The sequence below is a fragment of the uncultured Succiniclasticum sp. genome, from assembly GCF_902793885.1.
Classification (GTDB): Bacteria; Bacillota; Negativicutes; order Acidaminococcales; family Acidaminococcaceae; genus Succiniclasticum.
In genome coordinates this window covers 25,206-42,367 of record NZ_CADBFF010000006.1, presented here as the reverse complement: position 1 = coordinate 42,367, position 17,162 = coordinate 25,206, and the positions used below count along the sequence as shown (strand labels likewise).

Below are 17,162 nucleotides of genomic sequence, written 5' to 3'. Positions count from 1 at the left end.
GGATGGCGCCATCACTGTGAACGGTACGACCAAGACCCAAAATGGCGATATTACTGTAGAAGCGCTGGATAAGGAAAAGAAAGGCACAGGAAGTATTGAGATCACCCATAACGGTATGCTGGATTCGGGCCGCGACCTGACATTGCATACATCGAACGGCAGTATTGACGTAACAGGCAATACCCTGGCTAAAGAGGATCTGACCGTAACAATCGAAAATGTTGGTAATGTAACCTTTGAGCGGAATGTGGACGTAACGGGTAACGTGACCGCAACGACCAATGACGGCAATATTACGATTGGGGAAGACATCACCGCAGGCCAGAATGTTAACATGACCGTAAAAGGTACGGGTAACATCCAGGTGGGAGTGGCCCTGACTGTGAACAGCGGCGATATTGCTGTAGATAAGACCGTGAAATCCCAGACCGGCGATGTGGACGTGACGGCAAACAATGGCAACATTAAGATTGGCGACAACAAAGACGCAGATACCATATCGGCATACAAGGATGTGAACCTGACATCCAAGAACGGTACGATTACCATCCTTGGCAAGACCGCAACGGAAACCGGCGATGTGAATGTAACAGTTGAGCACGCTGCATATAATACAGGCAACAAGAGCGTTGTATTTGATGCGAATGGCCAGATTGTGGCAGCCCAGGACGTGAAGATGTCTATAAAGAACGGCGATCTGGTTGTGACCGATGATGTCAAAGCGGGCCGTAACCTTAAAGTGGGAACTATCGGAGAGGGCAATATTTCGTTGGGCAACGATGTTAATGTGAACAACGAAATGACCATGACGACCCAGAAGGGTAACATTGAGGTAGGTAATGAAATCAAGGCCGGCACGGTTAACCTGACCACCGGTACGGGTTATATCGACGTAGGTAAGAATGTAACCGCAAGCAAAAACGTGAATATGCAGACTATCACTGAGGGCAACATTAAGATAGGAGCTGACGTAGAGGCTGGCGCCGATGTGAACATGACAGTGAAGAAAGGTGAAATCAATGTAGGAGCCAATGTAAAAGCTGCCAACGAAGTTAACATGACCATGGGTGAGGGCGACGTTACGGTAGGTTACAACGGCAAGGGAAGCGTACTTGCAACGAACGATGTGAACGTTACTGTTACGAAAGGCGACGTAAACGTTAAGAAATCCGTAGAATCCCAAGACGGCAATGTAAAAGACGGCAATGTAACGCTGAAGACCGGTGAAGGGAAAATCAACATTGATGACAGCATCAAAGCAGGCAAAAACGTGGATGCAACGGTTACCAAAGGCAATGTAACGGTAGGCGGTAACGTGAAGGCTGTCGAAGATGTTAAATTGGAAGTCGAAGACGGCAGCATCGACGTGAAGCAAAACATCGAAGCTGGCAAGAATGTGGATGCAACAGTAACTACTGGCAACATTACGGTAGGCGCCAATGTAGACGCTCGCAACGATGTAAATCTGAAGACTCTTGCTGAGGGCAACATTACCGTGGGCGCAAATGTAACTGCCGGTCATGATGTCAATATGGACATGAAGTCAGGTGAGGCTTCGGTAGGCGCCGATGTAACTGCAAGCAACGAAGTGAACATGACCGTTACGTCCGGTAAAGTTACGGTAGGCAGCAACGGAAGCGGCAGCGTAATTGCAAAGAATGATGTGAGCGTTGCGGTTACCAACGGTGCCGTAAACATTGAAAAATCCGTAGAATCTCAAAATGGAAACGTTACTGTGAAGATGGTCAGTGGCAATATCCATATCGGCAACGATCCGGAAGCAGAAGATACCGTAAAAGCTAAAGGGAATGTGACGATGGAGACGGAAAACGGCCAGATTACGATTGACGGTAAGACGTCTACCGTAGAAGGCGACATCAGGGTGAAAGCTGCTAATGCAACGTATGACCCGAACGGGGCGGAACAGAACATCGTCTTTGGTAACAACGGAAAACTGGAATCGGGCAATGACGCGTATCTGGTTGCCAAGAACGGCGATCTGGTGGTGACGAAAAACGTGACGGCAAAAGGCACGTTCCATGCGCAGACGGAAGGAAGGGGTAACATTACCCTTGGAGAATCCCTGACGGTGCAGAACAGCCTGTCCATGAAGACAGAAGAAGGCGATATTACGATAGGTCATACTGTAAAGACCGAGAAGGGCAGTATAGCGATGCAGACCGTTAAGGGCGACATTACTGTAGGCGAAGACGTAACTGCCGGCAAGGATGTAACCATGACCGTGGGCACGGGCAATGTGACGGTAGGCGAAAAAGACGGAACCGGCAAGGTGAAGGCTGCCGGCGACGTTACGATTGCCGTTGAGACGGGTAACGTAACGGTTAAGACTTCCATTACCTCTACGGAAGGAAGCGTGGCTGTAGGGGTTGCACAAGGCAAGATCAAGGTTGGCGAAGTGAAAACAGACAATGCTAATGCTATTCTGGCAAAGAATGATATCGACCTGTTTGTGGCGGACGGCGAAATCACCGTGAACGGCAAGACAGAGACCCTGGACGGAGATATTACTGTAGTAGCGTTGGAAAAGGACGGGAACGATGTAGCTGAACGGAATGTCATAATCACCCAGGACGGCAAGCTGGAATCGGGCCGCGACCTAAACATCCATACCTATAACGGCAGTATTGACGTAACAGGCAATACCCTGGCCAAACAGAACCTGACCGTGACGGTAGAAAATGAAGGCGATGTGAGCTTTGAGCAGGATGTTGACGTAACCGGTACTGTTACCGCGAAGACTGGTACGGGCGATATTACCATAGGCAAAAAGATTACCACAGGCAAGGATGTAAACATGACTGTAAACAGTGGCAATATCCTGATAGGTGAGACGGTTACCGCCGGCGGGAATATCAACATGACTGTGGACAAAGGATCTGCGGACACCGACTACGAAGGCATCATCCTGGTAGGCGAGGAGGTTACCGCCAAGGGCGACATTTCTGTGGCGATTAACAAGGGTCGTGTGCTGGTAGGCAAGAAGGTTGAATCGACGCAGGGCAGTGTAGATATCCTGTCGAAGAAAGGGTATATACTGATTGGCGACAACGGCAAGGACGTAAAGACGGTAGCGGCGTATAAGAATGTGAACCTGACGGCGGGAGACGGCGTCATTGAGATTTATGGCAAGACTTCCACGACAGTCGGTGATATTACCGTACATGCCGCCAACAAAGAATATGTGGCAGACGAGGACGGCCAGAACATCATCTTTGACCTGAACGGTAAGCTGGCTGCAGGTCAGGACGCGAGCCTGATTATGACCAACGGCGACCTGTTGATTACTGACCGTGTAACCGCAGGCCGGAACCTGACGGCGGAGACCCGGGGTACGGGCGACATTGCTATGGCCGACGACATCACTGTGAAAGAGACTGTGTTCATGAAGACGGAGAAGGGCAGCGTTGTCGTAGGTAAAGACATCTTTGCGAAGAATCTGGATATTCAGGTATCCAAAGAAGGAGATGTTTTCCTGAATCGGGATGTCAACGTTGTGGGCAATACGACCATTACGATCAATGGCTCGGGTTCAGTATTTGGACGTGACAGTAACATTGTTTCCGGCGGTACGACCCATGTGTCGCTGACCAATGGGGACCTCTTCCTGAACCTGGCGGAAGGAAAGGCCGTGGTGCTGCGGATGGAAAACAACACGGAAGCATCCCGTGTCAATACGGTATTGGCGGAAGCAAGCGGCGGCGCCGGTCTCGATGTGGAACTGACGGGTAACTACATCCAGATTGGTACGATACGCGCCAAGGGCGGCAACTCGGTACTGCAGCTGTCGGCGATGGGGGCAGGCAACCAGAAGCTGATCAGCGGTGATTTTACCGTTGAACACCTCAGCTCCGCGAACGGTACACATATGCCGTACCTCTGGGCCAACCGCGGAAATGTCCATGTAGACGAAGGAGACCTTTCCATAGACGATGTGTTTACAACGGACAAGATCCATCTTGAAAACGATCTGACGGATCTGGCCATCTACGGACGCATTCCGACCCGGGACGGGGAACAGCTGGTCTTCTGGAACAATCTGGGCAGGGCAAACAGCAAACAGCGGTCCTTCCAGCTTTATACGAATGGAAAAGTCAGGACACGGGGAGCCGTTTTGATTGATGCCGGCAGGCATTACGGCAAGCTGTACGGAGATAACCTCAGCGTAGTGGACATGATGCGGGAGCGGCTGACCAATGAACATGGACAGTACACCTTTGACCGTACATGGTTTACGAAGCCCGGCGAAGCCCTGCGTGAGAAGATGCTCTTTGGCATAGAATCCGTAGATGACGACATTCGGAAGCATAATGCATCCGCTGGTCAATTACTGTAACGTTAAGAAGTAACAACAGGTAGTAAAAAAAGAAGAAATGAACCGAATAACGCCCATACCCTGGAAACGGGGTATGGGCGTTTGCGTTTATCAAAGAGTAATTGAGCTTTTTCGTAGTAAAGCGCAGGTAAACATAAAGAAGACGCTCGTGTATACAATTGGCAGGTAATTGCCAAACGGGTTGTAATGTGTTACTATTAGCGTGTAGTATTATGTGTAAAATTATCAGGAGACATATCATGAAACCGATGCCTTCTGTTTCCAATAAGAATCGAATACTTTCCCTGTGGCTCTGTCTCACGTTGCTGCTGACCGTGCTGCTGCCTGTGTCTGCCTTTGCCACGGCGTCCGGGAGAAAGATCGTCCGGGTAGGCTGGTTCGAGTCTACGTTTAATATGACCGACCAGAACAGCAGACGGTCCGGCTATGCCTATGAGTATCAGCAGAAGATTGCTGCCTATACAGGGTGGGAGTACCAGTACGTGACCGCCAGCTGGCCCCAGCTGCTGGAGATGCTGAAACAGGGCGAGATCGACCTGTTAAGCGACGTTTCCTATAAGGAGGACCGGGCAGGATCCATACTGTATTCTTCCCTGCCCATGGGTGAGGAGGAGTATTATGCCTATGTGAATTCCCGCAACCACTCCATCAGCATGGATGACTATACATCCTTCAATGGGAAAAAGATCGGCGTGGATAAGGGAAGCGTGCAGGCGCAGAAATTTGCCGAGTGGGCAAAGCAATACGGCATCGAAGCGGAAATCGTGGAACTGACCAGCGTGCAGCGGGATACGGTGCAGAAGCTGATTTACGGTGAAATCGATGTTTATATTTCCGCAAGTATCGTGAAGGCCGATGAAAACGTCACATCCATCTGTAAAATCGGTTCTTCTCCCATTTATTTTGCCGTGAATCGAAACCGCCCCGATCTGAAAAAGGAACTGGATGCCGCCATGAACCGGATCCAGGATGTAAACCGGTACTATAACGAGTTGTTGTTTGAGAAGTATGTAAAACGGGGCCGTACCAGTTCTTTCCTGACCTTCGGGGAACGGAAATGGCTGCAGCGGAACGGAATGATCCGGGTGGGCTACCGGGCGGATTACAGTCCCTATTGCGTTGAGGACAAAGGGAAGAAGAAACTGACCGGCGCCTTACAGGAGTATCTGGACGCAGCAAGCGACAGCATAAAAAACGCGAAAGTCTATTTTGAGCCGGTGGCCTATCCTACCATTAACGATGCTCTTACCGCTTTGCGGAAAGAAGAAGTAGACTGTGTATTCCCGGTCAACATGACTGACTTTGAAGGAGAACGCATCAACGTAGTCCTGACGGATCCGCCTATGCATTCGGTCATGCTGGCAATCGTGCGGGAGGCCGACCAGAAGAAGTTTTCCCTGCGGGGCATTGTGAACGTGGCCGTAGCCAAAGGGAATCACTATCACGAAAACTTTCTGAAGGAACATTTCCCCAAATGGGGAAAAACATACTTTAATACTGCTGACGAGTGCCTGCAGGCGGTTGCCGAAGGCAGGGCAGACTGTTACCTGATCAGCATGTACCGGTTCAACCGGATTGCCGACCAGTGCGAGAAACTGAAGCTGACGTCCCAGTCTACCGGGGAAGAGATGAATCTGTCTTTTGCCCTGCGGCGGGACGAGCTCCAGCTTTATTCCATCCTGAACAAGACCGTGGGCCTGGTTTCTCCGGAAACTATCTATTCGGCTCTTGCAGCCTATTCCCACGAAGATAAAAAGGTTACCGTAGAGGACTTTGTCAAAGACAATCTGGCCACGGTCATTGCGATTATTTCTGTGGCCGGCGCTATCTTCCTTGCCCTGCTGCTGAACAATGCGAAGGCGGAGAAGAAAGCCATGGAGAGGCAACAGCTGATTTCCGTGGCGGAACGTGACGATCTGACCGGGCTGTACAGCAAAACCTTTTTCCACGAATATGTGAGCCGGCGCCTGCATCGTCATCCGGAGCAGAAAATGGATTTTGTGGCCCTGGATATTGAGCAGTTCCTTTCCGTCAATGAGCTGAACGGCCGCGAATTCGCAGACAACGTGCTGCGGACTCTGGGCGGGGAGATCCGCGAGGCTCTGGACGGAACCCGGGGAATCGCCTGCCGTGTCGAAGGGGACCGTTTTGAGCTTTTCTGCGAGCAGCGGAAAGACTATCAGGTTCTGCTGGACCGGTTCCAGAGTAAGATGAACGGGTTGTCCCAAAATGCCAATATCCGCCTGCGCATGGGCGTTATGCCCTGGCAGGAAGGAATGGGTACGGCCCTGGGCTTTAACCGGGCCTGGATGGCCTGCAACATGGTGCGGGGCACCAACCGGCACCTGATGGTATATAATGATGAAATGCGTGCCCGGGAAACTTATAACCAGCGCCTGCTGAACGATCTGCGTAAGGCCGTGGACCGTCGGGATTTCAAGGTATACTACCAGCCCAAATTCAATATCCAGTGTGACCCGCCCCGGCTGGACAGCGCGGAAGCGCTGGTACGGTGGAAGCACCCGGAACTGGGCCTGATTCCCCCCGGTGATTTTATTCCCTTGTTTGAACGGAACGGCCAGATTGAAATTATTGACAAGTATGTGTGGGCGGAAGCGGCCCGGCAGATTGCCGTCTGGAAAGAGAAATACGGGATTACCGTGCCGGTTTCCGTCAACCTGTCCCGGGTGGATATGTTCGACCCGAAACTGGAAGAGATCCTTGACGGACTGGTGAAGGATAACGGACTGAGCTGTCATTCCCTTAGACTGGAAGTGACGGAATCCGCGTATACGGAAAACACGGAAGAACTGCTGGCGGTAATGGCCCGTCTCCGCAACAAGGGCTATGAGATCGAAATGGACGACTTCGGCTCCGGCTATTCTTCCCTGGGCGCCCTGTCCTCCATGCCGGTGGACGTGTTAAAGATGGACCGCTCGTTTGTCATGAATATCGACAACGATGAAAAGGACCTGCGCCTGGTGGAACTGATCCTGGACATCGCCCGGAACCTTAAGATGCCGGTCATCGCGGAAGGGGTGGAAACGGAAAGCCAGATGACGCTGCTGAAAAACGCGGGCTGCGACTTTGTGCAGGGGTATTACTTCTCCCGTCCGCTGCCGCCGGAAGAGTTTGAAGTGTTCATTGTCCGGGATACGGGACGTAATGAAGAAAACCGGAAGCCGGTGCGTCCTATACCGGTAACACAGTAAAAATATAAAAGCAACATCGGAAACTGCAAAGCAAAACATAGTGAGCGTTTGCGTAATTTCATGAGATGAAATTCGCCGTAGTGGCGAGACTGTCTGAGGGGCGAAGTCCCGAGTTTCGAAGCCACAGGCGAATGAGTCCGTGAAATAGCAAACGCTCACGTTTTTGCGTGCTGTTTTCGATGCTGCTTTTATTTTACTCTGTTTTGTGCTTTCCGTTTCTTTCCGATTTTGACCTGGGTGTCTACGTTGTTCAGGCCGATGATCAGCTTGGGTCCTTCTTTTTCTTCCACTAACGCTGCCCTGGCGTTGATGAATACGGGCTTTCCGTCGACGATCAGACGGTATTGCATCACAAACAGACCGTTCTTCCGGATTTCCTTCAATATATTTTCTTTGGTAAAGAAATCCCGGTACATGGGCAGGTCGTCTGTATATACGAACTTTTCCCCTAACCTGCGGGCGGTTCCGAAGAAATCGTCGCCTTCTTTGGCCGGGCCAAGGGTATCATAATGCCGGGAACTGCTGTATTCCACATAATGATCTGTTTCGGGATCCACTGTATAGATGCTGAGGAAATCGCCCGCCAGAGCAGAAATACGGGAGTAGATGACCTGTTCCGCCTGCATTCGCTCCAGCGCTTCTTTCTGCCTCATCTGGGCGTCCACGTTGTTGACGCCGATGATGATATGGTTGTCGCCGGGGCCCATGCGCACAGCTTTCATGCTCACATAGGTGGGTTCCCCTTTGATCAGGAGGCGGTAGCTCAGGGTAAAGGCGCCCAGCTCGTCAATGGCCCGGACCACATTTTCCCTGGTAAAGGTGTTGATAAAATAGTCCCGGTCTTCTTTGTAAATATAATCCAGCGCATCCCGGCGGCTGGCGGCAAAGAAGTTTTCCCCCCGCCGTTCTTCATCCAGAAGATCCTCCCGGTGTTCGGAAGTGTATTCGGTAAATTGCTCCGTATCCAGGTCCACATAGTACAGATTGATATAGTCGGCGGAAAGAGCCTGGGCCACATGGGTGTAAGTGACGCCCAGGTCCGAGTTGTCCGTGATGCCCAGAATTACACTGACGCAGGCGCTGATCCCGGTGACAGGGTTCGTGGCAATGTGCCGGGCGAAGGAATAGGCGGTGAGATCTTTTGCGACTTCCTGATTAAAGAAAACGCGTTTTCCTTTTTCCCTGCACTGAAGCACCGCGTTCTTGTAGGGGGAGGTATCCGGCAGGGAAGCAAAAGGAACTTTGGCCCCCACCGGCGCGGATTTGTAATAGCGGTCGATGAAATCCCGGAAAGACCGGTTGCAACGGATAGCCCGGAAATACTCTCCGTCAAATTCAATAATGGCCATAGGCAATGTATCAAAATAGTGGCGAATGCCGTCACTGCTTGCTTCCCGGGCGATAACCGCCTGGTCGTACAGGTTGACCCTGCCAATGGTTGCATAATATTCATCTTCGTCCGGGTTTTCAAAGCCAATCTGGGTACCCTTCTCATAGCGTTCCAGGATTTCTTCCGCAGAAATGGGCCTGCAGTAATAGAACCCCTGCAGCTTGGTACAGCCCACTTCTTTCAAAAATTCAGCCTGCTCTTTGGTCTCCACTCCTTCGGTAATGGTATCGATGCCCAGGCCGATCGCCATTCGGATCAGTTCGGTGAGAATGATCTTGCTTGCGTCGCCTTTGTCGAAATTCTGCAGGAAACGCATATCCAGCTTGATCAGATCAAAACGAAGACTCTGTAACACGTCAAGAGAAGAGTATCCGCTGCCGAAATCGTCCATCCAGACCCTGAATCCCAGATCCCGGAAACGGGCGATCTGTTCTTTCATAAAATCAAAATTGGCGCCGATAATGCTTTCGGTGATCTCGATGGTAAGCTTTTCCCTGGGAATACCGGCTGCGTCTACTCGCTGCCGAATCTCTTCCACGATATCGCAGGAATCAAAATCCGCCCGGGACAGGTTCAGGGAATGAGGCACGAGATACAGGTTTGCCCGCTGCATGGTTTTCATCTTTTCCAGGACCTGGTCCAGCACATACAGATCCAGCCTGGTGATCAGCTTGGTACTTTCCAGAATGGGGATAAAATCTGCCGGAGAAAGGAGCCCTTTCACCGGATCGACCCAGCGGGCCAGGGCTTCTTCGTCGCAGACCCTGCCGTTGGCAGCCCGGATGATGGGCTGATAGTATACTTTAATCCATTTCTCCTTCAGGGCCCGGTCCAGGTTGCTGGTGATATACTGGCGGGTATTGGCCTGCTCCAGCATGGTTTTATCAAAGTAATAGTATCCGGAAGCGTACTGGTCCCGGTTCTGGTCGCAGGCATATTTTGCCCGGTCGCAGGCCGAAGACGGCTCCACCGGTTCCATCCGGTACAGGTAGATGCCTATCCGCACGGGCAGGCTGTTCCGGTTGTTCAGTTCCCCGCATTCGGCAATCAGCTTCTGTAACCGTTCTTCCAGATTTTCCTCGTCAGTGAAGGCGGCGAAATGATCCTGGGCAAAACGGCTGCACTGTTCGCTGCCAAAATAGCTTACCAGAATGTTAGCAAAACCGGTGAGGAGCTTATCCCCTTCGGTAAATCCGAACTGGTTGTTATAATACTTCATGCCGTTCAGGTTCAGGAACAGGAGAACAGGGTCTTTTCCCTGCTCCAGCAAGCGCAGCCTTGCGGCTCTTGCCAGTTCAAAGAAATAGCTCATGCTGGGCAGTCCCGTGAGACGGTCATACCGGTAAAGGGCAGAGGGATCGGAGAAGCTTTCCATGCTGTTTGCACGTATCCTGCCAGCCTGGTGCTTTTTCATGCAGTCGCCCCCTTTCTCCGGAAGACCCGGTTATGATTGAAATGTTTCATAAAATAATCCTTAACAATACTAAATACCGACAATTTTCTACTTTAATTATAGTAAATATACACGTTATTGTCAAACCGAGTCAGCGCTGTCGGGTTTTGCTATACTTTATAAATATAGCAACTGTCGCCAAGTACGGTTTCTGTTATAGCGGCCGACGACAGATGTATCTTGAAGTGATGCTGAAAACGTGATATAATAATATGAATTCTCAATAAAGATTACGGTTCGATAAATTCCGGAACATTGACGTAGTCAGTTACAAAAAGCGCCGGTCAGCGTGCAGACGAATGAATCAGTGTTTCCGTAAGTATCCCGGTAACGTATGGAGGAAAGCGATGGCCAGAAATCTGGAAGATTTCATTAAGAAAAATTATAAAAAGGCAATAGAGCGTCACGAAATCCAGGCGTACTTTCAGCCGGTCATCCGTACGTCTTCCCGTAAGCTGTGCAGCTTTGAGGCATTGGCCCGCTGGATCGACCCGGAGCTGGGCATGATTTATCCCGATGAATTTATCCCTGTACTGGAAAAGGAACGGGCGATCCACCGGCTGGACGCCGCGATCCTCCGGCAGGCCTGCGCGCGGATCCGGAGCTGCATCACAAAAGGCGAGACGCCCATTCCCATTTCGGTGAACCTGTCCCGGCTGGACTTTACCCTTTGCGACATCTTCGCCGTTGCGGACCAGGTCGTCAGCGATTACCAGATTCCCCATGATTTTATCTACTTTGAAATTACCGAGAGCGTCATGGCCGAAGAGCAGGAAATGCTGAAGGGCATTGTGGACCGGTTCCGTTCTGCCGGCTTTCAGATCTGGATGGACGATTTCGGCAGCGCCTATTCCTCCCTGAATGCCCTCAAGGAGTTTTCCTTTGACGAGATCAAACTGGACATGCGTTTCCTCCATCCCTTTAACCTCCGGGCGAAACGGATCGCCACCGCGGTGGTGGAGATGGCCAAGAGCATCGATATCCACACGCTGGTGGAAGGCGTGGAAACAGAGGAACAGTTCCGCTATCTCCGGAATGTGGGCTGCGAAAAAGTGCAGGGCTATTACTTCGGTAAACCTGCGCCCTATGAAGAAGCGCTGGCCCGGCTGCAGGAAAAGGGAATCCGGACGGAAGCGCCCCACGAACGGCGCTACTATGACGAGATCGGCCGAATCGATTTTCTCAGCGCGGTGCCCTTTATGACCCGGGAGGAACACGACGCGATTACCACCGCCAGACAGCTGAACAGTATCCCGCTGGCGCTGGTGGAATTTTCATCGGATTCCTTCAGCGTTCTGTTTCATAACAGCGCCTTTGAAGAGACGGCGTCCGGCACGGAAATGTTCTCCATCGCGTTAAGCCAGGATATGTTGTCCCAGCCCCAGCCTTATTACCTGTTGTCCGACAAGCTGATCAACCTGATCGATTCTGTCAAAACAGGTGGCGACGGAAGGATGCTGTTCACTTCCAACGAAGAATACTTTGAAGTGAAAGCACGCTGCATGGCAAAGTCCAGGGAAAAATACTGCGTGCTGATCCAGCTCACCAATCTTACCAGGGATACCCAGTCGGAGAACACCGCCTACCTGGACGAGTTCGTCCGCCGGATCAATGATATTTTCGACCGGATTACTCTCATGAATGTCCGGGACAACCTCATCCGGCCCCTGAATACCGCTGTACGGGATGATCTGCTTTCCGGCAGATACGGGATCCGGGAACGGGTGAGGGAGTACGCGGAAAAGTATATCTATCCCGATGACAGGGCGGAATTCCTTCGCCAGTTCAACCCGCAAACGGCTTTAGACCGTTTTGCCGTGAACGGATGCGTGAGTTTCTCGAAATTGTTACGGACCAGCGTGGGCCACGGGCAATATGCCTGGATGGAATATACGCTGCTCAAAATCGACCGGGACAACTATTTCCTGCTGATGCGGAACTTGCACGAAGGCGTGACCGGTTTCCTCAGAAAAAACAAGGTGAAAGTGGATGGGGACGGATATTTTACGCCTTCCCACCTTTGGAACAATCTGCTCCGGTCCAATCTGCTGCGTCTGTTCTGGAAAGACCGCGACCGCCGGTTTGTCGGGGCGAGCCAGGCCTTTCTGGATTACTACGGGTTTGCTTCCATTGAGGAGATCCTGGGCAAGAACGATGAGGAAGTAGGGTGGCATGTCCATCCGGAAGCTTATATGAACGACGAGTTTCAGGTCATCAACGAGGGCGAAACCATTCATTTCATGCCCGGCCTTTGCATGAACGAAGGGGAGAACAAGGAAATCCTGGCCAGTAAAACTCCGCTGTATGACGGTAACGGCAAGATTCAGGGTCTGCTTGGCTTTTTTATTGACAGGGAGCTGCTGACCGTCAATGACAGACGGGGCACGGAAATCCCCCGCCGGGACCTGCTTACGGGGCTGCTCAATACCCGCGGCCTGAGTGAGGAAGCGGTCGTGTTCCGTGATGAATATTTCATGCGGGGCGCAGATTTTGTCCGTGTGCATATTATGATCAACGACTTTAATGCCTACAATGAACAGTTTGGCTTCGATTTCGGGGACAAAATCCTGAACGCTCTCGGCAATGCGCTGAAAGATGGGTTTGGCCACACCTGCGCGGTGGGCCGCCACGCAGGGCTCGAGTTCGTGATACTGCATCAGGTCAAAAGCGAGAAAGAAGCACATGAGATTTGCGAAAAAGTTAAGGCAATCGGCGATTCGGTCCGTCAGGTGGACGGCGTACCGGTTACGCTGTATCTGTCTGTGGGTTGTGCGCTCTTTTCAGAAAGCCATAATCTGAAGGAACAGACTAAACGATGCGAACTGCGCCTCCATGCGGATCATGACCATACGGTTTCCGCGCAAAGCAGTCTGGCCCACGCTTCGGAGATCTTCCGCCTGTTTGACAGTCTGCCGTTTTCCTACTGCGTATACCATGTATCCCGTGACAGAATGGATGAGGCCGACGATGCCGTCATCTGTTATGTAAATCACAAATTTGAAGAAGTCGGCGGGGCGTCCTCAGGCGAAGTGTTTGGGGGCAGCGTACGGGAACTCTATCCCTATGTGGGGGAGGAGTGGTTTGCGAATGTAAAACGCGCTGCCTGGAACGATGAGAAGGCGGAGGGGATCCTTACCGGTGCGCCGGACGGAAAGCGGTACCGGTACACGGCCCGGCAGATCATCTGTCCCGGTTATGTGGCAGTAACGTATCAGGAAGAAAAATCATAATATTTATTTAACATTTATTATAATAAAATCAGCAGCAGAAAAGGCTGCGCAAAAACGTGAGCGTTTGCTATTTCATGGACTCATTCGCCTGTGGCTTCGAAACTCGGGCTTCGCCCTCAAACAGTCTCGCCACCGCGGCGAATTTCATCTCATGAAATTACGCAAACGCTCACTATGTTTTGCTGCAGCCTTTCCCGCTGCTGATTTGTATACAAAAATGAGTAATTATTGATAATAAGTTGCAAAAAGAAATATATTGTGATAAGATTACAATGGATAAAAGTACTTTTACAGATACGTGTTTATGAGTAGCTCACACCCTGCAACAGGTAACTGATTATGACGAATGTACCTCCCGTGGTAAGCAAAAAAAGCATACTGTCTTTCTGGCTCTGCCTCAGCCTGCTGCTGGCAGTTCTTGTTCCCGTGTCCGTTTTTGCGGCGGAACCGGGGAAAAAGACCGTGCGGGTGGGCTGGTACGAATCGCCCTTCAACATAACGGATGCCTATGGCGGACGGTCCGGTTATGCCTATGAATACCAGCAGAAGATCGCCGCCTATACGGGCTGGGAGTATGAATACGTTAAGACAAGCTGGCCGAAACTGCTGGAGATGCTGCAGCAGGGTGAAATCGACCTGCTCAGCGATGTATCCCATACGGAAGAACGGGCGAAGCACATGCTGTATTCTGCTCTGCCCATGGGGGAAGAAGAGTATTATATCTTTGTTTCCAACCACAACCGGTCTGTCAGTCTCGACAACTATGCTACCTTCGATGGAAAACGGGTCGGCGTGAACAAAAACAGCGTTCAGAAAGACCTGTATCTTGCATGGGCTGAAAAATACGGCATCAAAACAGAACTTGTAGAACTGACAGGAGGGGAAAGGGATTCCCTGCAAAAGCTGAGCCGCGGCAATATCGATTTGTATGTGGGTACGATTATCAAAAAAGGAAGCGACGCAGGCAGGGCCATACCGATTTGCAAGATAGGATCTACCCCGTTTTACTTCGCGGTGAACCAGAATCGTCCCGACTTGCTGAAGGAACTGGATGCCGCCATGAACCGGATCCAGGATGAAAACCGGTATTACAACCAGCAGATGTACAGCAAGTATTTTTACAACAGTGATTTCGGTGCGTACCTTACTCCGTCCGAAAACGACTGGCTTTCAAGTCATGGCAGGATCCGGGTAGGTTACCGGACCGGCTTTCTTCCCTATTGCGGAACGGATGCGGAAACGGGAAAACTGACGGGAGCCCTGCAGGATTATCTGGAAATTGCTTCCTCCAGAGTAAAAAACGCAAAACTGAGTTTCGAGCCGGTTCCGTTCGACGACGTAGACACAGCGTTAGATGCTTTAAGAAAGGGAGAGATCGACTGCGTATTTCCCGTAAGCTATACGGATTATGACGCGGAAAAAGCAGGGATTTTGGTGACGGACCCGCCCATGCATGCGGAAATGTTCGCGGTAATCCGGAAACGACATCGTAAGTATTCCCTTAAGGATATCGAAAGCGTCGCCCATGTAAAAGGGCATCACTATCATGAGAACTTCCTGAAAAAGCATTTCCCCAGATGGAAAGTTGTACCTGTAAATCACCCGGCAGTACGGTTCCAGGCGGTGAATTCCGGGGAAGCGGACTGTTTCCTGGTTACTTCCTACCGGCTTAACAGCCTGGCCGAAGATTTCAGCAGATACAAGCTGACTACCATTGCAACCGGGGTAGATATGACTCTGTCCTTTGCCCTGCAGCGGGATAACCATCAACTGTACTCCATACTGAACAAAGTCAGAAATCTTGTGCCGGACGCGTCTGTTTATTCGGCGCTGGCAGCTTATTCCCATGAGGAGAAAAAGGTCAGTTTTAAAGATTACGTGGGTGATAACCTGGCCGTTGTGATCGCATTCATCGCATCCTTTGCGGCGATACTCCTTGGTTTGTTGCTGTTTGGCACCAAAGAACAGAAAAAAGCATCCGAGAGACAGAAGCTCATTTCCGCGGCTGAGAATGATAAAGTGTCCGGCCTGTTCAACCGGGGCTTCTTCTATGAATATGCCAGACGGTTCCGGAAAGATTACCCCACCTGGAATATGGACGCCATTGTGTTGAATATTGAGCAGTTCCACATTGTGAATGAGCTGAACGGCCGGGCCTTTGGCAACAACGTGCTGCATTGCCTGGGTGAAACGATTCAGGGTTTCCTGAAAGAAAACGGGGGCATCGCCAGCCGGGTGGAAGCGGACCGGTTTGACATTTACTGCAGGCATCTGGAAGACTATCAGGCCCTGCTGGACCGGTTTCAGGAAAAAGTGAACGAAGTATCGAGTCATACCAGCATCCGTCTGCGTATGGGCGTTATGCCCTGGCAGGAGGGGCTGGAAGCGGGACAGGCCTTTGACCGGGCCTGGTCGGCCTGCAACATGGTGCGGGGCTGTAACAGGCACCTTATGGTATATAACGAAGAGATCCGCGCCCGGGAAACCTATAACCAGCGTCTGCTGAACGACCTGCGCCAGGCTGTGGAAAATCGGGAATTCAAAGTCTTTTACCAGCCTAAATACAACATCCAGTGCGATCCGCCCCGGCTGGCCAGCGCGGAGGCCCTGATCCGCTGGCAGCACCCGGAGCTGGGACTGGTTCCGCCCTGCGATTTTATTCCCCTGTTTGAAGGGAACGGGCAGATCAGCGTGGTGGATAAATATGTATGGGAAGAAGCGGCCCGACAGATTGCAATCTGGAAGAAAAAATACGGGATCATCCTGCCGGTTTCCGTCAACCTGTCCCGTGTTGATGTGTTCGACCCCAATCTGGGTGAAATCTTTGAGGGCCTGATCCGGGATAACGGACTGACCTACGATGCACTGAAGCTGGAAGTGACGGAATCCGCATATACGGATAACGCGGAAGAACTGCTGAAGGTAATGGAACGGCTCCGGAGCAAAGGCTTTGAAATTGAAATGGATGACTTCGGTTCCGGCTATTCGTCCCTGAATATGCTGTCCTCCATGCCGGTGGATATTCTGAAGATGGACAGGGGATTCATCCTGAACATTGAGCATAATCCCCAGGACTTCCGCCTGGTGCAGCTGATTCTGGACATTGCCCGGAACCTGAAACTGACTGTTATCGCAGAAGGCGTGGAAACGGAAAACCAGATGCTTATGCTGAAGAACGCAGGCTGCGATGTGGTGCAGGGGTATTATTTCTCCCGCCCGGTGCCGCCGGAAGAATTTGAACGGTTTATTATCAGGGAACATGACGAAGAAGAGATTCAGGACGAAAGCCCTGGACAGATGCGGCCGGCGCCGCTGGTGAACTGAAGTCCGAAAAACAGAACAGGAAAAGATGAAGAGGGAAACCGTCAATGGGACGGTTTCCTGTTTTTTTGGAAACGTTAATGCCCCAAAGCCGGAAGTAGTAAAATGCTTGTGGAAAACTTCAGAAATTGAGAATAGTTACTGATAATATTCAATAAATTCAGAAATGATTTTATTCGATTAAAACGTTCTTTAAATTTAA

At 51.1% G+C, this 17,162-nt stretch carries 5 protein-coding genes; 4 read left to right on the top strand and 1 reads right to left on the bottom strand.

Translation table 11 applies throughout. The features are described 5' to 3' along the window. Positions 1–16 precede the first annotated feature (16 nt). Both QZV31_RS04500 and QZV31_RS04495 read left to right on the top strand, forming a co-directional pair. Entirely contained in the window at positions 17–4,354 is a 4,338-nt protein-coding gene (locus tag QZV31_RS04500; RefSeq protein ID WP_295358554.1) for a hypothetical protein, read from the top strand. Between the two features lie 239 nt (positions 4,355–4,593). Then, positions 4,594–7,566 carry an EAL domain-containing protein gene (locus tag QZV31_RS04495; protein WP_295358552.1) on the top strand — a complete coding sequence of 991 codons (2,973 nt, stop codon included), beginning with the start codon at positions 4,594–4,596 and terminating at the stop codon, positions 7,564–7,566. A 188-nt stretch (positions 7,567–7,754) separates the two neighbouring features. On the opposite strand, the gene QZV31_RS04490 is transcribed toward QZV31_RS04495, so the two are convergent. Then, positions 7,755–10,370, bottom strand: coding sequence for a GGDEF domain-containing phosphodiesterase (locus tag QZV31_RS04490; protein WP_295358550.1), 2,616 nt, complete (start codon positions 10,368–10,370; stop codon positions 7,755–7,757). Positions 10,371–10,756: 386 nt separating this feature from the next. Between QZV31_RS04490 and QZV31_RS04485 the strand changes: the two genes are divergently transcribed. Both QZV31_RS04485 and QZV31_RS04480 read left to right on the top strand, forming a co-directional pair. Continuing rightward, complete coding sequence (locus QZV31_RS04485; protein WP_295358548.1) at positions 10,757–13,639, top strand: EAL domain-containing protein; 2,883 nt, start codon at positions 10,757–10,759, stop codon at positions 13,637–13,639. 339 nt (positions 13,640–13,978) lie between these two features. Next, positions 13,979–16,963 (top strand): EAL domain-containing protein, encoded by a 2,985-nt coding sequence (locus tag QZV31_RS04480; RefSeq protein ID WP_295358546.1) that lies wholly within the window; start codon positions 13,979–13,981, stop codon positions 16,961–16,963. The last annotated feature ends 199 nt before the right edge of the window (positions 16,964–17,162 follow it).